We start from the raw sequence: 22865 nt of genomic DNA, 5'->3' as shown, positions 1-22865 counted from the left end.
GCCGAAGCCCATCCCATCACCGGAAGACAAGATGCAGCGCAGTTTCGATTTGCCGCCACCGATCCACCTCACACGCGTCGAGCAGTATCTGCATCTGACCCGCACGGTCATGCCCGCACTCGCGCAAACCAGCAAACGGCACTGGCCGGTTCGAAACGATCACTGCTTTCAGCGGATCGTACTCGACACAATTTGCAGCGGGGTGTGGTACGACCACATCGCCCGCCCAGCGTACAAGCACCTTAGCCAAGCGCAGGCCGCGGAGGCAGTGCAGCTTTGCGATCAGATAATCGCGGAAAGGACCGACCTGAACGTGCTGAACCAGCAGTCGCTGGCATGGCGGGGCAAAGGCAGGACGGCTGGTGGCTCCTGAAACATGACGCTGCGACTTGCGTCGACAAGCACTTGTTCGGCTGCTTCACCCTCCTTGTTCGCGACGATTACCTATCTTGCGGCAGGCAGCAAAAAGTCTTTCCGCCGCCCGACAGATCAACCAGTTGCATTGATCCAATGCAGCGCTACCTTCTGATCGAGGAAGGGCGCTTTGTAAAGTTTGAGCCCGGCTTCGTCTCTTCGCACTCGGACCATTGCATGCGCGGATCTCATCGATTGTGAGCCCATCGACAATTGTCTTTTTGCGTTTTCTTCAAAATAGGAAGCCATTCTAATGTCAAACACCCTTCACGACATCGTCGACACCGCCGTCGCCGCAGGCACGTTCAAAACTTTGGTTGCGGCTGTGACCGCTGCTGACCTTGGTGCCACACTGAAAGGCGAAGGCCCCTTCACTGTCTTCGCGCCCAACGACGATGCTTTCGCCAAACTGCCAGCCGGCACGGTCGAAGAACTGGTAAAGCCTGAGAATAAAGCCAAGCTGACCGCGATCCTGACCTACCACGTGATGGCAGGCAAAGTCATGGCGGCGGATATCGCAGGCAAAAAGCTCGAGCCCGCCACCGTCAACGGTCAGGCACTTCACGTCGACGCAACCACGGGCGTGACCGTCAACGGTGCCACAGTCGTTGCGGCAGACATCGACTGCACCAACGGCGTGATCCACGTCATCGATGCCGTACTGATGCCAACTGATTGATTGTGCGAAAAACAAGTTGATCGTTGCCCGGCGCTCGCGCCGGGCATCTTTCGTCGCAGTGTCAGACCGACTGTCGGTGAATCAGTTTCATAACCTTCTGAAAACAAGCCCCGTTTTGAAAAAGAGTGAATGTCTGGAACATTACGCATAACGTTATCGCGGTTCAGCTTATGTGTTTCCAACTCAAAACAAACCGACCATTAGTCAGGCATAGTGCGCAAACTTGGGCGTGTCCTCAATCAAACCGGGTTCTGTGCGCCAGCAAAGAACATCAAACGTCCATCGCTATCATAAATCGGACGGATGCGCAGCCGGTTAAGAAATTCCGATCCATCTTTGCGGTAATTAAGGATATCGATGGTGAAACGCGTCTCCGCCTTCAGGCCCTGCCGGATCGCTTCGATGGCATGGGGATTGGTATCTGGGCCCTGAAGGAAACGACAGTTTCGCCCAAGGGCTTCATCAAGTCTATAACCGGTCTGTTCCTCGAACTCGTCGCTCACGAAGATCATCGGGTTGTCCGGAAGAGATGGGTCCGAAAAAACCACGCTCATTTCCACCTCGTCTCCCTCCAAGAGGGACCTGAGGAAAGTCTCATCAAGATCTTGTTTGGACACCGAATACTTCTCCTCGTGGGGCAAAACTGCGGTAAACCAGCCTTCGTTGGCCTCCGCAATGTTGGTGCTTTGAAGTATAGCTTAGTGCATGACAGATTGAGGGGCCACGGTCATCGCTGGATGCCGCGTCCTCCTTGGGCTGGAGAGGTGCCTAAGCCGGTGAGCGTTCGCACAGAAGAACCTTTTTCGAGGCACTCCGTAAGCCGCCGACTGTCGCGGTCGGAAAAGGAATTCGAAGTAATATGAGGGACTTCGCGCCCTCTTGCTTCCACAGTGCTTCCACGGGTTTTGCAAACGCAAACGCCGTCTCGAAGGACGGCTCTTAAGCGTTTGATAACGCGTAATTTTTTGGTTGCGGGAACAGGATTTGAACCTGTGACCTTCAGGTTATGAGCCGTAATTCGCCAAAACTTGAGAAATGAGCGAATTCAGACTCTTACCTGATAAGCCTCTGATGTCAGGGCCTTTGTTGGACTGGATTGGCATAGTTTCACCGGGTTCCGACGGAACAAGACAGGCACAGAACTGCATTCAGGTGTTGACCAGGCGTTGACAAGAGCTGCGCACAGGATCCTTGAATGATCATCAGTTCGGTCGCAAAACACTGTGGTCGCCGTCCTAGCGCATCGACGTAGAGGGCGAAGAGCGGACATTCTCAGTTGCGGCGGTGCTGACGCTCGGGCCCGCGAAAGCTGCCTATGGCTCGACACTTCACCTGTCTGCTGCACTCAGATCCCCAGCGCGCGTTTTCGGGCCACCGACCAACGCGTGATAAGGTGGTCGGTCATCAACCCCATAAAGGCGACGGCGAAACCCAGCACCAAGCCTTTGCCCACATCTGTCGAGGACAAAGCGCGCTGCATTTCCTGCCCCAAATCCTGCGTGCCGATGAAGGCAGCGATGATCACCATGAACAGCGAAAACATTACCGATTGGTTGGCGCCCACCAGCATGGTTGGCAGCGCCATCGGCAGACGCACGTGCCACAGCACTTGGGCCCGCGTCGCCCCACTCATATCTGCGGCCTCAATCATTTCCGGCGGCACGTTGCGCAAGCCTTCAATGGTGTAGCGCACCAATGGAACGGCGGCAAAGACAACCACAGCGGCGACCACCGCCACGTCATTGACACCAAACAGCATGATCACCGGAATCAAGTAAATGAAGCTGGGGAAGGTTTGGGCGGTATCGCAGACCAACAGGATGCGCCCGGCGCGGGTTGGGGTGCGTGCGCCCCAAATCGCCAAAGGAATGCCTAAAATCCCCGCAATCACCACTGAGATACAGACCATGTACACCGTAATCATCGCGCGGTCCCACCAGCCCGATGCGGCGATCAGGCCAAAATAGGCGACGCAGATCAGCGCGGATCGAAGGCCTCCGATTGCCCAACCCACGGCGGAGAGCAGCAGCAGAACGGCTGTGAATGGCAGCCAAAGGTAAGCATCGCGCATCGGGATCAACACCCAAGTGATCAAGAACCAGCGCAGCCAAAGCGTGACCGGGGTGATCAGCCGGATCACCTGATCCATCAACGCATCTATCGGCCCTGCGACCGACAGCGCCTGCTTGCGCTCGACTTCCAGAAAATATGGGGAAAAATGCGCTAGCCCAAAGCCCAAGGCGCAGAGTGCCAGCCAGATCACCAACAGCCGATTGCGTATGAGCCAAGATGGGCTTGCTGCCTCATGCACGGGCAGACGCAGCGCCCAAGCCTTGGTCAACCGATCCAGCGTCACCGCCAGCAAAACGATGGTCACACCGATTTCGACCGACAGGCCGATTTTCAGCGATTGCAGCAGTTGCAACAATTTCTGCCCCAACCCCGGCATGCCGATGAAACTGGCAAGCACCACCATCGCCAGACATTGCATGATGACCTGATTGACCCCGATCAAAATCTCGGACCGTGCGGTGGGGATGCGCGCCCGCGTCAACAACTGCCAACGGGTGGCGCCCGACATTTTGCCAGCCTCGATCACCTCTTCCGGGACTTTCTTCAGCCCCAATAGCGTCATGCGGATCATCGGTGGCACCGAGAAGATGATCGTGACAATCGCGCCCGCTTTTGGGCCCACCCCGATGAACACCACGACCGGGATCATATAAGCAAAGTGCGGCATGGATTGCGCGATGCTGAGGATCGGGTTCAGCACCCGCTCGAACCGAGGCGAGCGCCAAGCCATCACGCCCAGCACAAGACCCAACGTCACCGAAAACGGGGCGGCCACAACGATGACCGACAGGGTTTCCATCGCCCATTTCCATTGCCCCATCAGCGCGATCCAGACAAACGTGCCGCCGCTGATCATCCCCAAGCGCCAACCTTTCAGCGCAAAGCCTGCCATAAAGGCCGAGACAGCAATGACGCTCCACGGGATCGGGCCAAGGTTCGGCCATCGGCTTTTGCCGTAAAGCAGGTTGGCAGTGACGTTCAGCAACCATTCCACCACATCCGAAAAAGCCCGCGTCACCGCCATCAGGCCCAGATCGTTTTGCAGGAAAGCGAAGACCGCGTTGATCCAATCGGCGAAGGGCAACACCAGCCATTCGGGGGGGCGGATCATGCCTTGCGGCAGAACAGTCTTGAACAGCATCAGCCCTACGGCCAGCGCCAACAGCAGTTTGGCGGTGCCTGCATAGCGCGCAGACCGCTCCATCAATGTGCATCCCCGAGCAGCACATCCAGCGCCGTTTGCCGCAAGACTGATCCGATCACTGCGCCCTTATCGTTGATCACGGGAATCTCGACGCGTGGGTCAGAAATCAGTTGCCGGGCCAGATCGCGAATGGTGCGATGTGCGGCCACGGGTTCGCCTGTGGCGGGTGCGGTCAGCGGGGCGACAAGACTGCCGATATGCACCACGCGGGCGCGGTCAATCTCGGAGGTGAATTTTGCCACGTATTCGGTGGCCGGATGCAGCACGATCTGGTCGGGGGTGTCGCATTGCTCGACGCGGCCATCTTTCATGATCGCAATACGGTCTGCCAGACGCAAAGCTTCGTCAAAATCATGGGTGATGAAGATGATCGTCTTATTCATCATGCCCTTCAATCGCAGAAATTCATCCTGCATCTCGCGTCGGATCAACGGGTCAAGTGCCGAAAACGGCTCGTCCAGAAACCAGATATCCGGCTCGACCGCCAAGGACCGCGCGATGCCAACGCGCTGCTGTTGACCGCCAGAAAGCTCGCGCGGGAAGTAATCTTCGCGGCCTTTCAGGCCAACCAGCTCCAGCATTTCACGGGCACGGGCGTAGCGGGTGCTGCGATCCTGTCCGCGCATTTCCAAGGGGAAGGCGACGTTTTCCAGAACGGAGCGATGCGGCAGCAGACCAAAGCTTTGAAACACCATCCCCATCTTACGGCGGCGCAGGTCGATCAACTCGGGTTCAGACAGGGTTGCAATGTCGCGGCCTTCCACCGTCACCGAACCGCTGGTAATCTCGATCAACCGCGACAGACAGCGCACCAGCGTGGATTTTCCCGAGCCCGACAGGCCCATCACGACCAGCATTTCCCCGCGCCGGAACTCCAGATTAACATCGCGCACCGCATGGACGTAGCCTGCCGATGACAAACCGGGATCGGCCTTCAGTTGCGCCAGATGCTGCGCCGGGTTTGGCCCGAAAATCTTTGAGACATTGCGACAGGTGATAACGCTTTCCGTCATGCGGTAACCTCGATCTTAAGCAAAGGATCGGCCCATCCCGCAGTCGCTGGATGGGCCAAGAAATACGACTGTTCGGCTTAGTTCAGCCAAGCTTTCCAAACGTCCGGATTTGCATCCATCCAAGCCTCCGCCGCGTCTTCAGGCTCCATGCCGTCAATATCAACCAGTTTGGCCATCTCGGCGATCTGCGGGTTGGTCAGGCTGACTTTGGCCAGTGTGGCATAGGCTGCTGGCCACTTATCTTTCATGCCATCCCAAGCGGCGATCTTCATATAGCCGTTGGCAGGGTTGCCGCAGTCGAAGGTCTTGTCGGGGAAAAGCCCGACCGAGGGGTCTTCGTTGCAGCCCGGCACCCATTCGGGGAAGTTCACGAATTCGCCCGGCCAGACGGCTTCGGCGAAGTTCGGGGTCCAGTTGAACACCACGATCGGCGTTTTGGTCTTTTCGGCAGCACCAATTTCCGCCCAAATCGCGGCGGCAGAGCCTGCGTTGACCACGGCGAAATTCATTGCCAAAGCATCAACCTTTTCCTGGTCATGCTTCAACCAATCCACCGGGCCGCCCAGAAAACGGCCCTTCTCGCCGGTTTCCGGGGTTTTGAACAAGGCCGCACATTCGTTCAGGGCCTTCCAATCGGGCAGACCGGGGCACGCTTCTTTGGTCCAAGCAGGATACCACCAATCCTCGCGCGTGACGGCATTGTGGGCCCCCGCCGCATGAATGCCGCCCTTGGCCACAGCGGCATCAAAAGACGCGCCAAACGCGCCTTCCCAGACTTCCATTTCCAGCGACGCGTCGCCCAGACGGATGGATTCGTAAACCGCCTGACTGTCGGTTGTGACATATTCCACGCTGTTGCCCATTGAGGTGAAGACATCACCGACGACGTGGCTCATCACAATCTGGCTAGACCAGTTGTGCAGCGGAATCATGATCGGATCAGTCGAATCTGCGGCCCAAACGGCAGGTGCCAGCAAAACCAGTGCCGTTGCTCCGGCAAGCAGTGTTTTCATAGATTTCATGGTGCAATCCCTGTTGGATATCCGCGCCTGCGCGCAGTGTTTAGCGGGAAGTTTACGGCCTTCCCTGCGACTCAAGGCTAGGGATGGGTTGTGAACGCGTCAGACCTTCACGATGAACGGACTCGCATTGTTTGTAAAAAATTGTTAACAGAGGGAAACACACGAGACGGAAAAACCGATGGCGTCCAGACCAGCGCATATTGTCATTGTCGAAGACGAGCCGGTGACTCGCAGCACGTTGGCCAGCTATCTGGGATCATTCGGCTATCGCATCTCGGAATGTGACACGGCGGAGAAGGCCGAGAAAATCCTCGCGCAGAACACTGCTGATCTGCTGATTGCCGATATCAATTTGCAGGGCAAAGACGGGTTAGAGATCACCCGCGAACTGCGGGCGCGTTCGGAAATCGGCATCATCCTGTTGTCAGGCCGCACCGATGATGTGGACCGCATCGTTGGCCTGGAGCTTGGTGCGGATGATTATGTCTGCAAACCCTTTAATCGACGCGAATTGCTGGCGCGGGTGAAAAACCTGTTGCGGCGCACCACAGCTACGCGGGCGATGACGCGGCGGGTGTTTCAGTTCAACGGCTTTACCTTTGACGTCGCCTCCCGGCAGGTGACGGATGGCACTGGCCAGTCGATTGTGCTGACGCGGGCGGAATACGAGTTGCTGCGGGTCTTCGTGACCAATCCGGGCGCAGTGATGGACCGGGATCGTCTGATTATGGCGATCACCCATAGGCAAGATGGCACCAACACCCGGACGATCGATGTGCTGGTGCAACGCTTGCGGGCGAAATTCGGCGATGATCCGAAAGCCCCGCGCATCTTTACCACTTCGCATGGCGAAGGCTACGTGTTCACTGCGCAGCTTGGTTGAGACTGCGGTCAAGCACCGCAAGGGCTGTTTCGATAGCCAGACGGCTTTCCTCGGCCACCTTAGTCAACTGTTGAAGGTAGGTCTCAAGCTGAGCGGATGGGCCAAGCCTGGCCGAACCCTCGATCTGATCCAAATGCGCAGCCAAAGCGGGCAGGTCAAAATTGCCCGTAGCCCCTTTCAGATGATGCGCCGCCTGCGCCAAAGCCGTCCAATCGCTGAACCTTGCGGCGGCGGCGATAGCCGCCAGCCTCTTCGGCAAGCTTTCCAGGAACATCCGCGCCAGCCCGCAGGCGCGTTCAGTCCCCATATCGGATGCCAGATCGAACAGAACATGCCTTTGTGAAATGACATCAAGCAGTGCCGCTGACAGCGCGTAGAACGACAAAGGTTTCGGCAAGATCACCGACATTCCGGCCCGCAGATTCTCCAGCCGATCCGCCTCCTGCACATGCGCCGAGACGCCGATGATCGGCAGCGCTGCAATGCGCCGATCCGCGATTGCCCGGATCATCCGCGTCGCTTCGGTGCCAGACAGACCCGGCAAGTTTACATCCATTAAGATCACATCGAACTGAGCACCATGCAGCACCGATAGCGCCGCTTCGGCAGTTCCAACCACGTGCACCTGATGGCCCTTATCCTCCAGATAGGTCTGAATAACCATCTGGTTGATATCGTTATCCTCTACCACCAAAGCGTGCAGTCTTCGGGTATCAGGTTGAACCGACACCTCCACGATATCAACCGGCAAATCCGCAACCTTACCGGGGCGAAAGCCTGCTGCCAGAGTGAACACAGTGCCCGCACCGGGGACGCTTTGCACCGTCAGCGTTGCCCCCATCGCATCGGCAAACCGCCGACAGATCGCAAGCCCCAGCCCCTTGCCGCCATATTGCCGCGCGGTCTGCGCGTCCTCTTGCTCGAACACGCCAAAAATTCGCTCTTGAGAAGCTGCGGCAATGCCTTTCCCCGTGTCACTGACGGCAAAGATCAAGGTAGAGCCGCCCGCATGTTGCTGCGACGTAACGCTCAACTCGACCTCGCCCTGCTCAGTAAACTTCACTGCGTTGGAAACCAAGTTGAACAGGATCTGCCGCAGTTTACCCATATCGCCCAACACCGCTGCTGGCAAAGCGGCGGGCACGTCCATCGTCAGCACCAGCCCTTTTTCCTGCGCGCTCGGCGTCATCAATCCCACAATATCGCGCAACAGATCAGCCGGTGCAAACGTCACTTCAGCCAAGGTCGCGGCCCCGGCTTCTATCTTGGAATAATCGAGGATGTCGTTCAAAATCACCATCAACCCTTCGCCCGAGGCATGTGCCGCCCGCAACTGCCCCTGTTGTCTCGGCGATAACCCGTCGCGCCCCAGACTGCGCAACATCCCCAACACGCCATTCATCGGCGTGCGGATCTCATGGCTCATCATGGCAAGGAATTCTGACTTGGCGCGGTCGGCGGCCTCAGCACGGTTGCGCGCCTCGGCATGGGCGCTGACCTCGCCGCGCAGTTGCTTGGTTTGCTCGGCGACCAGCAGTTGCAGCTCAAGTCGATGGCGGCGTAATTCGGCCAGGTTCTGATCGCGTTCAGCCTCCAGCGCGTGGTTCTCGATGCCTTGCAGGCGGAACACCTCGACGGCGGCTTCCATGTCCGCAATTTCATCCGTGCCCTGCGGGGTGATGCGCCCCACCTCTTCGCCTTCGGCAAGCCGCGTCATCGTTGCAGACAGCGCATCCAGACGGCGGGTGATATTGCCGCGAACATAAATCCAGACGACAGCCAAGGAAATCAACAAAGCCGCAACCGAGCCCCAGACATAAAGCTGCTGCGTGGTGCGGATCGCCGCGCTGGCCTCCGCCCCCGCCAAAACCGCCCGCCCTGTGATCTGATCGGCAAGCGCCTGCGCCTCGCGCTCCAACCGCACCGCCGCCTCACGCACCTCAATTTGCGCCCCCGCGATCAGGCGATTCAGATCAAGGATGCCCTTGGTCAAGCTGAACATGTCCGCCGCATCCGGTGGCGGCGCGGCGCTGGGTCGGATCATCTGCAACAGCGCCAAAGCCCGCTCGGCCCGGATAGGATCATTCACCGCCAGAATACGGCGTGTCACAATGTCGATGCGGGACTGCACCTCTGCCTGAACCTGCGCAAGCTCTGCTGGATCTTGAACCGTTGCAATCCGGTTTAGCAACAACCCAACCTCACCGATATGCGAGCGCATTTCAGACATCTGACCTTGGCGGAACAGATCGACCTCGATCAGCTTATCCAACGTATCCAATCGTTTATCGGTGTCTGGTCCCGCACCTTCCAGATCATAAAGACTAGAGATAACCGCCGAGGTGCCCATTTGCGCATTCGCCACCAGCGTATCGGCAATTTCCAACAACTCGGTCGTGGCGGCCAGACCGGCGTGCAGCCGCGCGCCCTGTGCCGCAATGGCAATGATGCGATCCTGCACCAGACGATCAAGCCCCTCGATACCGCTGCGCACATCGGCCTCGGACTGCTGCAGCCTTGCCGGGATCACATCGCCCGTGCCTTCATAGCGCGCAACCCGCTGTTTCAGCGCATCGGCTTGGGCAAACAAATAGCCCGCACGTTCCAGCCGCGCCGCTTCAGTGGTGACCGCCGCAAGTTCGGGTGCGACCAGGACGATGCGGCTGATTTCTTCCGTAAACCCGCGCACTTCGGAAATCGCTGGGATGGTTTCCTTGATGACATTGGTTTGGTTGCGCGCGACCTTCTGCAACTCGATCCAGCCCAGAACCCCAATCAGAGTCGGCAAGCCCGCGATGACCAAAAAGGCCATCAGCAGCATACGCCCCAGACTGACGCGCGATGGGCTGGACTTGTGCGACATCTTCCGTAACCTTAACCCTGATCTGGCATCAGATTACAGAGGATGGAAGCAAAGGCATGAGATTTTTGCGACATGTCCTGTTTGCGGGGATCGCGGCCCTCGCCAGCCAACCCGCGCGCGCCGAATCTTGGCAACTGCAAGTGCCAACCGTGCCGTTTGAGGACGAGAGCCAAACGCAGCCTCTGCTTTACCATCCGATCGACCGCGCTGCCAAACCGTGGCGGCTTTGCGTGCTCTATCCGCATCTGAAAGACGCCTATTGGCTGAGCGTCAACTACGGCATGGTTGAAGAAGCCAACCGGCTCGGCGTGTCCTTCGATCTTTATGAGGCGGGGGGCTATCCAAACCTCGAGCGCCAGATCGAACAGGTGAAAGCTTGTGGCAAGCGCAATATGGATGCGCTGATCCTTGGGCCAGTGTCTTACAATGGCCTGTCCCCGGCGGTTCTGGACATTGCGCAACAGATGCCCGTTATCGCTGCGGTGAACGACATGGACGATGCAGGCATCTCTGCCAAATCCAGCGTGCCATGGCGGGAAATGGGCGCCGCGGCGGGGCGCGCCATCGCCCAGCGGCATCCAAAGGGCAGCGCGCCGGTCAAGTTGGCATGGTTTCCCGGCCCGAGAGGGGCGGGCTGGGTGCATTTCGTCGAACAAGGCTTTCTCAAAGCTCTTGGTGACAGTTCCGCCCAGATCGTCGCCACCCGCTACGGCGATACTGGCATCGAACAGCAGGTGCTCTTGGTTGAAGACGTGCTCGACCGCGTGCCTGAGGTGAACTACCTCGTCGGCAGTGGACCGATGGCCGAAGCCGCCGTTTCGATCCTGCGCGCCCGCAATTTGACAGACCGGATCGGCGTAGTGTCAACCTATGTCAGCCACGGCGTCTATCGCGGGATCAAGCGGGGGCGCATTCTGGCGGCCCCAACGGATTTCGCCGTGCTGCAAGGCCGCTTGGCGGTCGAACTTGCCGTGCGGGCCATCGAAGGCAATCTGACAATCCGCCATGCCGGACCACGCATCGTCACCCTGACGCCCGAAAACATCGACGCGATCGGCACGCAAGAATCTCTCGCACCAGCCTCGTTCGTCCCGGTGTTCAAAGTAACGAACTGACCCAGCCCTGCCGCATGCCAAGTTGATTAGTTACAACCGTTATCCCAATCGCGAAAGTCGGGCTATGAACTAACATGGCGCCGCCATTACAGCGGATATCGGTGAACCGTCGCTGACTTCGGGCCGACAATCTTCTTCAGGTGTAGCAAGTTCATCGCCTTACCACGAAGATGCTGCGCCTCGCACGAACGTCTTCTTTAGAGAACCTGCGCTGCGGTAGCGAAGTGCCTGTCGAAGGGCCGGTAAGGGCCGCTCGCGTCGTTGCCTTCATCCCTTCGGCGTCACATCCCGCACGCCTGACCGCAACAGTAGCGCCACCTGGTCCGCGGTGAACTTGAACGCCTGCCCGTCGGGGATGCGCTCTGCTGATATCGGGTACTTCGGGCGACGGGGGTCGATGCCCACCACGCGGAAAGACTCACGATCGGTGCTGAATTGGCGCCCGTAGTCTGTTGACGACAGTCCGAAGGCTTCGGCCAGCGCTTCGAACCGCAGCCGCTCTGGATCGAGAGCGGTCCCGTCAGGGAGCGGGATCGACACGCGGAACGTAAGATCGAACCCCCACCGCAGATCGACGCCTGCGATCTCCTTGGCTTCGGCAACCAAGCCATGGCGCGCGGCAACATCCTGGCAAGCCTTCAGCATTTCCTGCGACACTTGTTGGCAGAGTGGGGGTGTCAAGTTTCTGGGTGGCTTGGCAGTGGGCACAATTTTGATCTCTAGGCGTTGGGGACGGGCTGGGCTCTTCAGAAACCGTATTACATGTTCCGACCGGCATCAAATCGCATGCAGAGCCTGAAGACGGATTTTCAGCAGAGCCCGCGGTCAACACGATTCAGACGATGTCCGTTCGCCATTGCGTTTCCTCTGGCACATCGATTGGCGATCCGGAATGGCCACGCCACTTCAATTCCGGTCTCTGCCTGTATTCCGCCCCTCCGACTGTGCTCTGACTTGATAACCGCGCGGGTCTACGCCTGTGTCGGGGGACAAGGAGTCCGGACACATGGTCAACCGACTGAAACTGAATGAGAAAGCCCTGCGCGATGCTGAACCAAAGCCGGGGATCAGCTATCAGGTTTTCGACACCGAGGTGATCGGCTTCGCGGCCCGGATTCAGGCCTCGGGCGCACGAACCTTCACCATCGACTACCGCCATGCGGGGCGGCAGCGGCGCATGAACATCGGGCGCTGGCCGGAGTGGAGCGTGACCGCAGCGCGAGAGCGGGCCAAGGAACTGCGCCGCGCCATCGATGAGGGGCTTGACCCACTGTCGACACGCGAGGAGTTTCGTGGGGCCCCGCGCATCAAAGACATGATCGACCGTTACATCGCCGAGCATCTGCCCAAACTCGCGAAAAACAATGCCGCCGACCAGACCTCGATGCTGAAAAAGATGGTTGAACCGGCCTGGGGCAACAAGTTGGTGACCGAGATCACCAAGTCTGATGTCGCAAAGTTCCTCGATTTTGTGGCCGAGGGCCGCCCGCGCCCCAGCAAGGACAAGCCCAACAACCGCGCGCGCAAACTCCAAGGGCTCAAGCCTACCCCGATCCGGGCCAACCGCACGGGAGAGGTGCTGCGCAAGATGTTCACGCTGGCAATCGAATGGGAATGGCGTGCCGACAATCCCGCACATGGCTTCCACCGGTGCATCGAAGAGGCGCGCGAACGCTTTCTTGGGCCCGACGAGCTGGCCCGGATCGCAGCCGTTCTCGATAGCGCTGAGGATCAGCGCGCAGCGGCAATCATCCGGATGTGCATGCTGACCGGCGCTCGTGTGGGCGAGGTGCGGACGGCGCGGTTTGAGCAGTTCAATCTCGATTATGTCATCTGGTCGAAACCCGCAGCGACTACCAAGCAGCGCAAGATCCACCGAGTCCCGATCTCGCAGGAGGTGGTGACCATCGTCCGTCAGCGCCAACTGGTCGTCCCGAGGGGCAATCCATGGCTGTTTCCCGGTGAGACTATCGGCCAGCCGGTGCGGGAAATTCGCCGGTTCTGGATGAAAGTTCAGAAGGATGCCAAGCTGCCCGATCTGCGCATCCACGACCTGCGCCACACCTTCGCTTCCCTGCTGGTCAGCGGTGGTGCCTCGCTGGAAATGATCGGCAAGCTTCTGGGCCACAGCCAGATGCAGACCACGCAGCGCTACGCCCACCTGATGGATTCGCCTTTGCGGGCGGGGGTCGACACGGTGGCCAACCTCCTGCGCCCACGGCCGCGCCTTGTGCATGACGCGGCGCAGGATAGCGCCGACTTGCCAAAATCGGCCTGATCATCCAACCGGTTCCTCGCCCTTCAGTTTGCGCCAAAGGCCGGTGAGCCGTTTGCGGATCGTACTTTCATCGGGCACTTCCCCCGACCGCGAGTTCTGAACGAACCACTCCTGCACCAAGGCGATCATCGCCGTTTGGGAATCGGGCACTCCCTTGTCAAAGATGTACTTGGTCAACCAGGCATACATTGCATCCCAATCATAACGCGGGTTCGCACCGGTGTTCGACGCTGGTCGGCGTAAAAGGTCGCGGTCTTCTTCAAACTGCTGCAACGGACCTGCCGCCAGCAGCAGATCAGATGATCGGATCGGCAGGCCATCGGGCGGGTCGGTCACCTTCAGCCAGGTTTTGCTACCGGGTGGCTTGACCCGTTTCAACCGGCATTGTTCATCGCTCGGCCCATACCTGCGGAACATCAGCATCAGTTCCGCAATCGGAACCTCGACCAATCCCGCGACGGTCTCGTCGCCGCAGCTGACCGGCGCAATCCCCGCCACCACCTAGAGATGCCCCTCCACAGCCCAGCCAGCGACATCGGCCGGGTGGCAGCCCCATCGCGCAGAAATCTCGTAAATCGAATAGAAAGCGATAGGCGGCAAAGGCATCAACGAACTCCAATCTGACATGCGAAATCTCACGGCCAAAGCCGTCAGACGCGGGTTAAAAAGCCCGCTGTGCCATGCAGGCGGGCGCGACTCAGTACAGAGCATGTCGTCGAGTAAAACTGCCTGTAAGCCAGCGCTTCACCTCGTTGGGTGAAGACACCTGGCGCCTCTTCATTTTTTTGATTCTCGTTGACTGCTCACGGCAAGCTTACGCAGCCGCAGGGCGAGTCTGCAACATCAATTTCATGTGGTTCCGCTTCCACAAGAGGGGTTCCGGCGAGCACAGTCGAACGTCGGCGGAACGCTACCGAAACCGGTCATTCCGGCAATTCCACCCCCCAGAAAACCGGCGAACACCCCCGAACGCCAGTCGATGCGACCTGCCGGGTAGGATAGCGCATTGCCGCCCCGTGACCGGCGCTTTTGCACGCGATTACGAGGCTCCCGGTGGCGGCGGGCCCGGCCTCTTCTTTGGTGCCGCTTGCCTGAAACATCAATGAAACAAGGGGTGGAATTGACTTGTGGGTTTCAATTCCGGTCTCTGCCTGTATTCCGCCCCTCGCGATCTGCTTTCCTGACCCTGCCCCAGAAAGAGGGCGGGAAGAAATCGGAGCAGTTCATGACACACCCCCAACCCGAGGCGGCATTTGAGCCGCTGAACCTTTTGGCCGGCTGGATCAGCCGGGAGCAGCTCGCAGGCGAGCTGGGACTCACGTCCGACACGCTCGCCAGATGGGAAGCACGGCGGGTCGGGCCGCCTTGCACACGCATAGGGCGAAAGGCTCTGTACCGGCGCGCATCGGTGCAGGATTGGATCAGGGCGCAGGAACAGGTGCATCCCGTGCGCAAAGTGCGGGGGCGGCCATGATCGCGCAATCCCGCATTTCTAGCTGGCCCGCTGACCGTGTCGCCGAGGCCCGCGCCGTCATCGCTGATGTCGCCCATCATAGCGATCACCTGATCGGTTTGGCCTGCAATGTCCTCGTTACCCATGGCGAAACCGAAGCCGAGCGCAAGGATGCCCGGGTGTTGCTGTTGGTGATCGACGCGCGGCGGCCGGTGCGCCGCGCCCAGCGCGAGGACGCCGACCGGAGGGCCAGGCTATGACCCGGTGCCGCACACCCGAGGCCGACCTGCAACGCGCCGTGGTTCAGGCGCTGCGCTTCGCCCTGCCCCGCACGGCCATCATCCATCACTGCGCCAATGAGGTGACCGAAGCCGGGCCCCGCGGTGCCAAGCGTCAGGCGATCCTGGTCGGCATGGGCGTGCATGCGGGCTTCGCCGATCTGATGGTGCTTCACGACGGGCGCGTCCTGTTCCTTGAACTGAAGGCACCGAAAGGCCGCCTGCGCCCGGATCAGGAAGCGTTTCGCGATGCCGTGCTGGCACAAGGTTTCGGCTGGGCGCTGGTCCGCAGCCTTGACGATGCGCTGGGTGCACTGGCGGATCATGGCTTCTCCAGCCGTGCGCGCCCAGCGCAGAGGGTGGCACCATGAGCCACAAGGCAACCGTCTGGGCAATCCAGCAGCGTGGGCTTAAGCCTGCCACCAAAATCGTGCTGTGGTTTCTGTGCGACCGGCACAACCCCGACTTCGGCTGCTTCCCGACGCAGGCGCGGCTGGCAGACGATGCGGAAATGTCGATCTCAGCCCTGAACGAACACCTCTTCAGGCTGCAGGAACTGCGCCTGATCCACCGCGTTCGGGCACAGAGCATCCCCACACCCACAAGCGCTTGGCGACACGTTACATCCTGGGGTTTGAGGATGGTTTCCCACCAGAACCATCTCCGGAAACCGGAGACGGCTTTGCGGGAACGGACGAGGAACAAGGCGACAAGCCATCTCCGGAATCCGGACATGGAGCCATCTCCGGATTTTCAGCAAAGCCATCTCCGGATTTTGCCCAAAGCCATCTCCGGAATCCGGAGATTAACCTTGTAAGAGAACCCCTAAGTAAACCTGTAAAGGAGGAGGAGGATGCGCAAGCGCGCGATGCTGATTTTGATCGGTTTTTCGCAGAGCTGTTGGGCGCGCTGGGCTTCGCTGCAAACGCCAGCCTCCCAGCCTGGTGGCAGGGCTGGCCAGCGCGGCTCCATGTGCAGCGCTGGCGGGATGACCTTGGGTTGAGCGAAGTCCGGATCATCGAGACCGCCACCGAGAGCCGGGCAGATCATCCCATTCCGCCCGATGGGCCCAAAGCGCTCGACCGGTTCATGGAACGCGCCGCCCAGCGCGATGCGCAGAAGGCAGTCACGGCCGCCAGTGCCGGAAAGGCCAAGCGGCGGCGCAAGGTCGACGTGACGCCGCCCCTCAGCTGCGCCGAAAAGGCGGTGATTTACGCCAAGATGGTCAACTCCGATGGCTATGTGCCCGTCAGCTCGATCACCAACAGCATCCGGGACGTCATGCTGGCCCATGGCCTCGTCACGCCCGAACGGCTCCGGATGCGGGGAGTGCGGTGAATGGCATGGTGTCACGTCCCCGGCACGGATTATCCCTCTGCGCAGGCGGCGGAGGCTTGGATCTGGGCGTCATGCTCGCCGAACCAGGCTTCCACACCCGCGTCTTCGTCGAGTGGGAAGATTGGCCTCGCGGCGTCCTCATCGCTGCCCAGCGCGCGGAATACTTCGCCCCAGCGCCAATCTGGGATGATCTCCGGAGCTTGGATGCTCGGAACTGAAGCGCGCTCGGGCGGCGGTGAAGGCGGCAGGTGCGCGTGCCGTCGAACTGAACGACAAGGTCGAAGTCGAGAATGGCGCTGTCGCCATCAGCACGATGCATTTCGCCAAGGGTCTGGAATTCCGGTCGGTCGTAGTCATGGCCTGCGACGACGATGTCATTCCCCAATCGGATCGCATTGAATCGGTGGCTGATGATGCTGACCTTGAAGAGGTCTATAACACGGAACGGCACTTGCTCTATGTGGCATGCACCCGTGCGCGCAAGCATCTTCTTGTCACGGGCACCGCGCCGGTCTCCGAGTTTGTCGACGATTTCCTGAAAGGGTCTTGATCAGACCTATTGGTCAGGCCAAGCCGCAACCCGTCGGCAACTGAGACCCTCCCCCCTGGCATGGTTCCTCCCCGGCCCGGTTTGTATGCGGGGGGGCGCAGCGCGGCATTTCGCTAGCGACAGGCATTTTCACCGGGCAATCCACCCAAATCCACCTAGCAGAGGTATCGGCCAGTAAATCTATAAATATCAATATCTTATATAATCACGACTTTGGACTGCTGGATTCTTTTGTCAAATCCACCAAATCCAGTTTGCCAAATCCACTTGGTCAAATCCACTTGGTCAAATCCACCCCGCCAAATCCAAGCTTCCAGACGGCCTCAAAACCGGGAAATGTCTCCACATTGGCTAGGTTTTCGTGCCGAGCTGGATCGGGGCTTGGACCCTCGAGCGGCTGACCTGACGTGCTTGCAAATTCTTGCGGCATGGGGTCGAGCCTGCCCAAAAAAATCGCCGCCAGCCTGATCAGGTTCGGCTATTCAAATCTGCAGTGATCGCCGTGCTTGCGGTATGCGGACAAGGCGGACCTATGCGTTCATGCATTTGCATTTCTTGAGCTAGGCATTGTGATCTATAGTTTGGTCCGCCAGACCGAAATCGAAGGGGATGGCCTATCTGGGTTTTCAATTTGGTGCGAAGGCCGTTCCGTGCTAGTCTCGCAAGCGAAATGACCGGGAGGCAGCCATGGACTTCGACGGTTCCGCAGACACTGAGTTCGTGAAATTCTGGAACTCCGTTCTTGAGCCAAAGTTTACAAAATACCGTCATATCCTTCAAGGCGGCCTGTCTCGGCACTCCGCTGCAGTGTTGCCGAACTTGCCAATCAAAAAGGGGATGTCAGTGCTGGATGTCGGCTGTGGCTGGGGAGACATGACGCTCCAAGTGGCAGAGGTTGTCGGACCCGATGGGCGCGTCGTCGGCATTGATTGCGTCGAAGCATTCCTGCAAGAGGCCAGGAAGGACGCTGCCGCAAAAGGACTTTCAAACGTCCAGTTCTCGCGGGGTGATGCCGAAGTCGCTCTGCCCGAGAATGAGTTCGACTATGTGGTTGCGCGTTTTGGCACGATGTTCTTCACAAACCCTGTGGCTGCCCTGCGACGGATGCGTAAGGCGCTCAAGCCGAGAGGGCAGATTACCCATATCGTCTGGCGTCGGCGCGAAGACAATCCGGCATGGCAGAAAGCAAAGGACATCACCCTTCGGCATCTTCCGCCGCCGGGCGCAGACGCCGACACCTGCGGGCCCGGCCCGTTCTCGATGGGCAATCAAGAGACGTCGGACCTGATGATGAAGAGTGCTGGTTACGAGGATTTCACTTTCACCCGTGTGGACGAAAAGATCATGGTCGGCACAACCCCGGAAGAATGCATCGCATTCGCGTTGGCCATCGGTCCAAGGGGCGAGGTCTTCCGCGAAGCCGGTAGCGAGTTGGCCGAGGCCAAGCGTCCAGAGATCGAGAGCGAGATGCGCACCTTCTTCGAGAGCCAGGAACGGGACGGGCATGGCATTTGGGCACCCACCTCGTCGTGGGTGATATCCGCACGCAATCCAAGTTGATCGCAATTTCGTACCGGCACCGCACTGGTAGCCCTGTCAGAGGTCCAAGAAGGACAAAATGAAGTCCGCTTTGGGCTCAGAGCGATCATGGGGCAATTCTAGCCGGGTTCGCTGATCCGATACACCCGCCCCCGGCCCCCTTCCTTCGCCGAAGTCACGATAATCCCCAGCTTCTTGCCCAACGCCCCCGACATGGCCCCGCGCAAGGTATGAGGCTTCCAGTTAGTGGCTGTAATCATCGCGTCCATTGTGGCACCTTCGGGCGCCTGAAGCAGCGCGATCAGCATCGCCTGCTTTGTGCCTGCGCGCTGGGTCGGCAGCTTTGCTTCCGGCATCGCATCTGCGTGTTTGCGGATGGCCGCCATCGCCTGCGCCATAATCGGCTCGATCCCGATGGCGAACAGGCCTGCGTCTGTGACCACCAGCGTGGTGCCATGGCCGTCGCCGGTTTCGCGCCAAAGCGGTTCGCCCCGGCGCAGGTTGGCATCAACTTCTTGCAGCCAGCCGCGTTCGAGCATTTTCGTGATTGCCATCTTCGCCGCCGCACCAGCCAGCCCCTTCGGCAGCGGCATGGCGATATTTTCAGGCCGCTTGGCCCCAGCGGTCAGGATATTAGTCTGGGTTTCAGTGAGTTTGATCATGGAGGGTTCCTTTCACTGGTAATGTTCGGCAAGGAAGGTGGCGATGCGCGACGAGAGATCGTTGTGGCCGTCGGCATCGGCACCAATGATCACGCCGCCATCGTCGTCGCGTTCCAGATTGTTGATCTCGCGCAAGAGCGCGACGGCCTCGTCGCAGGCGGCGCGGCGTTCTGCCTCCCATGCGGAGGTAAGGCCGTACTGTTCGATCTGATGGCGCTGGGCCGGGTCAAGCGGCATGGCTCAGGCCTCCCACTTGGCGAAGTCGTCCGCCATGCCCATGCTCTCCGCGATCTTGCGCAGGATCCCGGGCGACTGGACCTCCAGATCGGCGGCAAGCTTGGCCTCCGCCACAAAGGTTTTGCGCGGAAGATGGTTCAGGGTGCCGTAGTGCAGGCGCATCGATGCCTCGATCCCAGCGGGATTCAGGCTGGGCGCCAGTTCGCGTAGCAAGGTCTGATAGGACATTGGTATTCCTTGGTTCGGGCGCGCAGATTGCGGTCCTTCTATGCAAGCAAGCCCCGCCATCGCGGGGCTTGGCCGGGGTGGGCCTGCATCACTTTGCGAATTCGCCCTCTCTGAAGGCGCTGTCAGTGATCTGGCGCAGCAGGCTGGAATAATGGTTCAGCGTGCCAACATCGCCCCAGTTGATCGCGTCGGGGTGGGTCTCGAAATGGTCATCGCTGAGGGTCTTGATGCGTGCCAACATGTGGTCGATCTCGCGTTTGGCGGCGAGGAAGGCATTCAGGGTTTTGGTGTTGTCAGTGGCGCGGCGGCTCGTCATGGCGGTCATCGTCTTGTCCATGTGGCTTTTCGCGGTGCGGGCTGCCTCGCGTCTGTATGCAAGTTCGCTCTAACGCCGACCTTGATCAACGAAAAAACAATCAATATCATTGGCTTAATTGAACCAAGGAGCAGCTATGAACGGCATGAGCGAACGCGAATATTCCTCCCATTCCGGCCTGTCACGGGGTGCGGTCCAGAACGCCAAACGCGGCGGCAGACTGGTGTTCTATGCCGATGGCTCGATCAATGCGGCCGCATCTGATGTGCGCCGGACGGAAATGACCGATCCCGATCAACAGCGCCGCTCGCTTGGTGGCGATGCTGCCTTGCCAACCGGTAGCAGTGGCGGGACGGACAGCTATCTCAAAGCCCGCACCGCACTGACGGTCTATCAAGCGCAGGAACGCCAACTGGCGATCCAGAAGAAGAAGGGCATGTTGGTCGACCGGGCGCGGGCCGAGGCATTGGTGTTCCGCCTGGCGCGGCAGGAACGCGATGTCTGGGTCACCTGGCCTGCCCGGGTGGCGGCGCTGATGGCCGCGCAATTGGCAGCGGAGGTGGAAAAGACATCAGGCAAACCGGTGATGATCGAAGCCGCCATCATGCAACGCGTGCTGGATGCCCATGTTCGCGCACAGTTGGAAGCACTGGCCGACCTCCGTGTCTCGCTGGGATAAAGAAGATAAAGATTACTGGGCAAACTTGAACTCGCTCAATAGGGTTGCCCGAAGGACAGACAAATCCCCCGTCGGCAAACTCGGGTCGGTTCACTCGTTCGCCGACGTAATCGTCAGGCCCAGCTTCCTACCAAGTTGCTCGACGCTGTCGAGTCTGCGGTGTGGTACTGCCAGCCGGTGGCGGTGATTATCGCCGCCATCACGGCACTTTCGCAGCGGTCCCGCCCGTCCAAGGAGATCTATTCCGCTGCCTGTGCCACAGCCGCCAGTAGATTATGGTTCGCACGGAATAGGTTGGCTGGATCGTATTTTGCTTTGATCCGGCCCAGCCGGTCCATGTTACCACCATACGCGGCACCAATCCTGTCGCCTTCATCCTCGGGCATGAAGTTTACATAGACGGATCCAGCCGCATGCGGTGCAATCCGGGCGAAGAAATCCCTAGCCCAAGCGATGCAGGCCGTGTCCTTTCCGGCATCCGACCAACGCGTATGCACGTTCATCGTGAAATGCGCAGCACGTTGCGGAAAGGCGGTCGCGTCGGGAGCGACACGAGCCATCGCACCGCCGACATGGGCGATAAAAATCTCGGACTGCGGGTCTGGCAAAGTACCGATGGCCTCTAGGATCAGCGATATGGCCGCGTCCGGCAGATCAATGAAGTCATGGCTTTTCCAGTAGTTGCGCGCGCCGGGCGTCAGCAGGGGATCAAAAGCGGCCTGCCAGCCGGTAAAGGGATGCGGCGAGATCACATCGGCAATGGGATTGCCCAGAGCGCGCAATCTCGCCATGGCCATTTCACCCTCGGCCATGTCGCCCGCATAGCAAGCAGCAAAGACCAGCACCTCGCGACCGTGCCATTCTGTAGGCAAAAAAGGCAGGGGTGGTGCCTTGCGCATCACGCTCCAAACGATCAGTGCCTCTGGCACGTCGGCGCAGCCGCAGTTTTCATTGTCTCGTGACGATCTACCGTCGCATTGTGCCGGGAAAGGCTGCACGTGCCGGACGCTGGCGGGTTTCGCCATCGCACAGTGAAAGCCCAACGTTTGTTGACACTAAGATCGTTTGGCGTATGCTTTGGAGCATAATTTCAAGCTGGTTGCTGTCAGACGGGGTTTGACCGCCGCATCCAAGCCTGCATCGGTAGTCTTTGTGACGGCAGTTTGTCGGGACCGCAATAGCTGTCGCGATACCGTTAGTGCTGTGCGCAATGCATTTTTCATAATGGTTATCATGGGAGGTTTGCATGCCAATTCTCGCACATAATGAAAAGGCCGGGTCCACTTGGGGATCGGGCGGTGCTGCTTATGACAAGATCAGTGACTCGATCGCAGATGCGATCAGTCATACGGTCAACCGGGTTTGGCCGGTCGTGGGCGAGAGGTATCTTGATGTGGCCACTGGCACCGGATGGACTGCGCGGCAAATCGCCAAACGCGGTGCAACGGTCACTGGTATTGATTTTGGGGCCGGTGTGATCTCGGCGGCCAAACAACTGGCCCCCGAGATCGACTTTCGGGTGGGTGATGCCGAGGCGCTGGAATTCGGCGATGCCGCCTTCGATGCAGTCACCTCGACCTTTGGGGTGATGTTCGTTGCCAGACCCGAAGTTGCGGCGGCCGAACTGGCGCGGGTGGTGCGCCCCGGCGGACGTCTGGCGCTGGCGACCTGGCGCCCTGACAGCACGATCTTCGATCTGTTCAAGACGATGAAACCCTATATGCCGCCACCGCCGTCGACCCCGCCGCCTTCGCCCTTTGCCTGGGGCAGTGAAGATCGTCTCACCGAACTGTTGGGCGGGGCGTTCGATCTGAGCTTTGAATCTGGCACCTCGATGTTGCGCATGCCTTCCGGCGAGGCGGTCTGGGATGTGTTCGTCGGCGGCTATGGGCCAACGAAGGCGTTGGCCAACAGTCTCGATCCGGAGCGTGCCGCCGGTCTGAAGCGGGACTTCATCGCAATGCATGAGCAATATCGCGCCCCTAATGGCCTGGCCATGCCGCGCGAATATGTGGTGACGCTCGGGGTCCGGCGGTAACGC

General features: G+C 59.5%; 24 protein-coding genes and 1 pseudogene. 13 read left to right on the top strand and 12 right to left on the bottom strand.

All coding sequences use genetic code 11. The annotated features are described in order from the left end of the window. Nucleotides 1–31 precede the first annotated feature (31 nt). Together ACP7AP_RS14140 and ACP7AP_RS14135 are read left to right on the top strand one after the other, a co-directional pair. A complete protein-coding gene (locus ACP7AP_RS14140) occupies nucleotides 32–373 on the top strand; it encodes a hypothetical protein (protein ID WP_426034851.1) in 342 nt (113 codons plus the stop codon). 294 nt (nucleotides 374–667) lie between these two features. Next, nucleotides 668–1093: a fasciclin domain-containing protein gene (locus ACP7AP_RS14135; protein WP_426034850.1), complete on the top strand. Its 426-nt coding sequence runs from the start codon at nucleotides 668–670 to the stop codon at nucleotides 1091–1093. A gap of 239 nt (nucleotides 1094–1332) precedes the next feature. Here ACP7AP_RS14135 and ACP7AP_RS14130 read toward each other — a convergent pair whose 3' ends face one another. The 4 genes from ACP7AP_RS14130 to ACP7AP_RS14115 all read right to left on the bottom strand — a co-directional run bounded on the left by ACP7AP_RS14130 (nucleotide 1333) and on the right by ACP7AP_RS14115 (nucleotide 6405). Next, entirely contained in the window at nucleotides 1333–1710 is a 378-nt protein-coding gene (locus tag ACP7AP_RS14130) for a PAS domain-containing protein (protein WP_426034849.1), read from the bottom strand. 728 nt (nucleotides 1711–2438) lie between these two features. Further along, nucleotides 2439–4370, bottom strand: coding sequence for an ABC transporter permease (locus ACP7AP_RS14125; protein ID WP_426034848.1), 1932 nt, complete (start codon nucleotides 4368–4370; stop codon nucleotides 2439–2441). Then, entirely contained in the window at nucleotides 4370–5383 is a 1014-nt protein-coding gene (locus tag ACP7AP_RS14120; RefSeq protein ID WP_426034847.1) for a quaternary amine ABC transporter ATP-binding protein, read from the bottom strand. Before ACP7AP_RS14120 ends, ACP7AP_RS14125 begins: the two co-directional genes overlap by 1 nt. Nucleotides 5384–5460: 77 nt before the next feature. Then, nucleotides 5461–6405 (bottom strand): ABC transporter substrate-binding protein, encoded by a 945-nt coding sequence (locus ACP7AP_RS14115; RefSeq protein WP_426034846.1) that lies wholly within the window; start codon nucleotides 6403–6405, stop codon nucleotides 5461–5463. Nucleotides 6406–6583: 178 nt separating this feature from the next. Between ACP7AP_RS14115 and ACP7AP_RS14110 the strand changes: the two genes are divergently transcribed. Beyond that, nucleotides 6584–7288, top strand: coding sequence for a response regulator (locus tag ACP7AP_RS14110; RefSeq protein WP_426034845.1), 705 nt, complete (start codon nucleotides 6584–6586; stop codon nucleotides 7286–7288). Here the strand turns inward: ACP7AP_RS14110 and ACP7AP_RS14105 are convergent. Next, nucleotides 7269–10151 carry an ATP-binding protein gene (locus ACP7AP_RS14105; RefSeq protein WP_426034844.1) on the bottom strand — a complete coding sequence of 961 codons (2883 nt, stop codon included), beginning with the start codon at nucleotides 10149–10151 and terminating at the stop codon, nucleotides 7269–7271. The genes ACP7AP_RS14110 and ACP7AP_RS14105 overlap by 20 nt on opposite strands. A gap of 56 nt (nucleotides 10152–10207) precedes the next feature. On the opposite strand from ACP7AP_RS14105, the gene torT reads away from it, so the two are divergent. Next, a complete protein-coding gene (gene torT / locus ACP7AP_RS14100; RefSeq protein WP_426034843.1) occupies nucleotides 10208–11266 on the top strand; it encodes a TMAO reductase system periplasmic protein TorT in 1059 nt (352 codons plus the stop codon). 267 nt (nucleotides 11267–11533) lie between these two features. On the opposite strand, the gene ACP7AP_RS14095 is transcribed toward torT, so the two are convergent. Then, nucleotides 11534–11911, bottom strand: a complete 378-nt coding sequence (locus ACP7AP_RS14095; RefSeq protein WP_426034842.1) for a hypothetical protein — start codon at nucleotides 11909–11911, stop codon at nucleotides 11534–11536. 361 nt (nucleotides 11912–12272) lie between these two features. On the opposite strand from ACP7AP_RS14095, the gene ACP7AP_RS14090 reads away from it, so the two are divergent. Then, on the top strand, nucleotides 12273–13544 hold the full coding sequence (locus tag ACP7AP_RS14090; protein WP_426034841.1) for a tyrosine-type recombinase/integrase: 1272 nt from the start codon (nucleotides 12273–12275) through the stop codon (nucleotides 13542–13544). Here ACP7AP_RS14090 and ACP7AP_RS14085 read toward each other — a convergent pair whose 3' ends face one another. Continuing rightward, a complete protein-coding gene (locus ACP7AP_RS14085; protein ID WP_426034840.1) occupies nucleotides 13545–14042 on the bottom strand; it encodes a hypothetical protein in 498 nt (165 codons plus the stop codon). Nucleotides 14043–15014: 972 nt separating this feature from the next. On the opposite strand from ACP7AP_RS14085, the gene ACP7AP_RS14080 reads away from it, so the two are divergent. The 6 genes and pseudogenes from ACP7AP_RS14080 to ACP7AP_RS14055 all read left to right on the top strand — a co-directional run bounded on the left by ACP7AP_RS14080 (nucleotide 15015) and on the right by ACP7AP_RS14055 (nucleotide 18723). After that, a complete protein-coding gene (locus ACP7AP_RS14080; protein ID WP_426034839.1) occupies nucleotides 15015–15257 on the top strand; it encodes a hypothetical protein in 243 nt (80 codons plus the stop codon). Beyond that, nucleotides 15254–15646, top strand: coding sequence for a VRR-NUC domain-containing protein (locus ACP7AP_RS14075; protein ID WP_426034838.1), 393 nt, complete (start codon nucleotides 15254–15256; stop codon nucleotides 15644–15646). The genes ACP7AP_RS14080 and ACP7AP_RS14075 overlap by 4 nt, the downstream gene beginning before the upstream one ends. Continuing rightward, nucleotides 15643–15783 (top strand): annotated as a pseudogene (locus ACP7AP_RS14070) (helix-turn-helix domain-containing protein); the annotation flags it as partial. The gene ACP7AP_RS14075 and the pseudogene ACP7AP_RS14070, both read left to right, overlap by 4 nt. Before the next feature lie 101 nt (nucleotides 15784–15884). Then, nucleotides 15885–16613: a helix-turn-helix domain-containing protein gene (locus ACP7AP_RS14065; protein WP_426034940.1), complete on the top strand. Its 729-nt coding sequence runs from the start codon at nucleotides 15885–15887 to the stop codon at nucleotides 16611–16613. A 235-nt stretch (nucleotides 16614–16848) separates the two neighbouring features. After that, on the top strand, nucleotides 16849–17163 hold the full coding sequence (locus tag ACP7AP_RS14060; protein ID WP_426034837.1) for a 3'-5' exonuclease: 315 nt from the start codon (nucleotides 16849–16851) through the stop codon (nucleotides 17161–17163). A gap of 687 nt (nucleotides 17164–17850) precedes the next feature. Then, nucleotides 17851–18723 carry a class I SAM-dependent methyltransferase gene (locus tag ACP7AP_RS14055; RefSeq protein WP_426034836.1) on the top strand — a complete coding sequence of 291 codons (873 nt, stop codon included), beginning with the start codon at nucleotides 17851–17853 and terminating at the stop codon, nucleotides 18721–18723. Nucleotides 18724–18821: 98 nt separating this feature from the next. Here ACP7AP_RS14055 and ACP7AP_RS14050 read toward each other — a convergent pair whose 3' ends face one another. The 4 genes from ACP7AP_RS14050 to ACP7AP_RS14035 all read right to left on the bottom strand — a co-directional run bounded on the left by ACP7AP_RS14050 (nucleotide 18822) and on the right by ACP7AP_RS14035 (nucleotide 20145). Continuing rightward, complete coding sequence (locus ACP7AP_RS14050) at nucleotides 18822–19364, bottom strand: DUF3489 domain-containing protein (RefSeq protein ID WP_426034835.1); 543 nt, start codon at nucleotides 19362–19364, stop codon at nucleotides 18822–18824. Between the two features lie 12 nt (nucleotides 19365–19376). Further along, on the bottom strand, nucleotides 19377–19601 hold the full coding sequence (locus tag ACP7AP_RS14045; RefSeq protein ID WP_426034834.1) for a hypothetical protein: 225 nt from the start codon (nucleotides 19599–19601) through the stop codon (nucleotides 19377–19379). A gap of 3 nt (nucleotides 19602–19604) precedes the next feature. Further along, entirely contained in the window at nucleotides 19605–19829 is a 225-nt protein-coding gene (locus ACP7AP_RS14040; RefSeq protein ID WP_426034833.1) for a hypothetical protein, read from the bottom strand. Between the two features lie 88 nt (nucleotides 19830–19917). Further along, a complete protein-coding gene (locus ACP7AP_RS14035; RefSeq protein ID WP_426034932.1) occupies nucleotides 19918–20145 on the bottom strand; it encodes a hypothetical protein in 228 nt (75 codons plus the stop codon). Nucleotides 20146–20281: 136 nt separating this feature from the next. On the opposite strand from ACP7AP_RS14035, the gene ACP7AP_RS14030 reads away from it, so the two are divergent. Next, the gene (locus ACP7AP_RS14030; RefSeq protein ID WP_426034832.1) at nucleotides 20282–20824 is read left to right on the top strand and encodes a hypothetical protein; all 543 of its coding nucleotides are present in this window, start codon (nucleotides 20282–20284) and stop codon (nucleotides 20822–20824) included. A 239-nt stretch (nucleotides 20825–21063) separates the two neighbouring features. Here ACP7AP_RS14030 and ACP7AP_RS14025 read toward each other — a convergent pair whose 3' ends face one another. Beyond that, nucleotides 21064–21849 (bottom strand): BBE domain-containing protein, encoded by a 786-nt coding sequence (locus tag ACP7AP_RS14025; RefSeq protein ID WP_426034831.1) that lies wholly within the window; start codon nucleotides 21847–21849, stop codon nucleotides 21064–21066. A gap of 221 nt (nucleotides 21850–22070) precedes the next feature. Here ACP7AP_RS14025 and ACP7AP_RS14020 point away from each other — a divergent pair, with 221 nt between their 5' ends. Continuing rightward, nucleotides 22071–22862 carry a class I SAM-dependent methyltransferase gene (locus tag ACP7AP_RS14020; RefSeq protein ID WP_426034830.1) on the top strand — a complete coding sequence of 264 codons (792 nt, stop codon included), beginning with the start codon at nucleotides 22071–22073 and terminating at the stop codon, nucleotides 22860–22862. The last annotated feature ends 3 nt before the right edge of the window (nucleotides 22863–22865 follow it).

Origin of the sequence: Cypionkella sp. TWP1-2-1b2 (assembly GCF_049896245.1) — a bacterium.
GTDB lineage: Bacteria > Pseudomonadota > Alphaproteobacteria > Rhodobacterales > Rhodobacteraceae > Cypionkella.
Note: the sequence above shows the minus strand (reverse complement) of the source record. Positions and strands in the feature narration are given on the sequence as shown.

Excerpts from the sequence above, each read along its gene's own strand:
- ACP7AP_RS14140 (WP_426034851.1), top strand. The coding sequence starts at position 32 with ATGCAGCGCAGTTTCGATTTGCCGCCACCGATCCACCTCACACGCGTC.
- ACP7AP_RS14045 (WP_426034834.1), bottom strand. The coding sequence starts at position 19,601 with ATGCCGCTTGACCCGGCCCAGCGCCATCAGATCGAACAGTACGGCCTT.
- ACP7AP_RS14120 (WP_426034847.1), bottom strand. The coding sequence starts at position 5,383 with ATGACGGAAAGCGTTATCACCTGTCGCAATGTCTCAAAGATTTTCGGG.
- ACP7AP_RS14105 (WP_426034844.1), bottom strand. The coding sequence starts at position 10,151 with ATGTCGCACAAGTCCAGCCCATCGCGCGTCAGTCTGGGGCGTATGCTG.
- ACP7AP_RS14125 (WP_426034848.1), bottom strand. The coding sequence starts at position 4,370 with ATGGAGCGGTCTGCGCGCTATGCAGGCACCGCCAAACTGCTGTTGGCG.
- ACP7AP_RS14135 (WP_426034850.1), top strand. The coding sequence starts at position 668 with ATGTCAAACACCCTTCACGACATCGTCGACACCGCCGTCGCCGCAGGC.
- ACP7AP_RS14090 (WP_426034841.1), top strand. The coding sequence starts at position 12,273 with ATGGTCAACCGACTGAAACTGAATGAGAAAGCCCTGCGCGATGCTGAA.
- ACP7AP_RS14115 (WP_426034846.1), bottom strand. The coding sequence starts at position 6,405 with ATGAAATCTATGAAAACACTGCTTGCCGGAGCAACGGCACTGGTTTTG.
- ACP7AP_RS14095 (WP_426034842.1), bottom strand. The coding sequence starts at position 11,911 with ATGCTGAAGGCTTGCCAGGATGTTGCCGCGCGCCATGGCTTGGTTGCC.
- ACP7AP_RS14030 (WP_426034832.1), top strand. The coding sequence starts at position 20,282 with ATGAACGGCATGAGCGAACGCGAATATTCCTCCCATTCCGGCCTGTCA.
- ACP7AP_RS14055 (WP_426034836.1), top strand. The coding sequence starts at position 17,851 with ATGGACTTCGACGGTTCCGCAGACACTGAGTTCGTGAAATTCTGGAAC.
- ACP7AP_RS14075 (WP_426034838.1), top strand. The coding sequence starts at position 15,254 with ATGACCCGGTGCCGCACACCCGAGGCCGACCTGCAACGCGCCGTGGTT.
- ACP7AP_RS14025 (WP_426034831.1), bottom strand. The coding sequence starts at position 21,849 with ATGGCGAAACCCGCCAGCGTCCGGCACGTGCAGCCTTTCCCGGCACAA.
- ACP7AP_RS14040 (WP_426034833.1), bottom strand. The coding sequence starts at position 19,829 with ATGTCCTATCAGACCTTGCTACGCGAACTGGCGCCCAGCCTGAATCCC.
- torT (WP_426034843.1), top strand. The coding sequence starts at position 10,208 with ATGAGATTTTTGCGACATGTCCTGTTTGCGGGGATCGCGGCCCTCGCC.
- ACP7AP_RS14020 (WP_426034830.1), top strand. The coding sequence starts at position 22,071 with ATGCCAATTCTCGCACATAATGAAAAGGCCGGGTCCACTTGGGGATCG.
- ACP7AP_RS14050 (WP_426034835.1), bottom strand. The coding sequence starts at position 19,364 with ATGATCAAACTCACTGAAACCCAGACTAATATCCTGACCGCTGGGGCC.
- ACP7AP_RS14035 (WP_426034932.1), bottom strand. The coding sequence starts at position 20,145 with ATGACGAGCCGCCGCGCCACTGACAACACCAAAACCCTGAATGCCTTC.
- ACP7AP_RS14080 (WP_426034839.1), top strand. The coding sequence starts at position 15,015 with ATGATCGCGCAATCCCGCATTTCTAGCTGGCCCGCTGACCGTGTCGCC.
- ACP7AP_RS14110 (WP_426034845.1), top strand. The coding sequence starts at position 6,584 with ATGGCGTCCAGACCAGCGCATATTGTCATTGTCGAAGACGAGCCGGTG.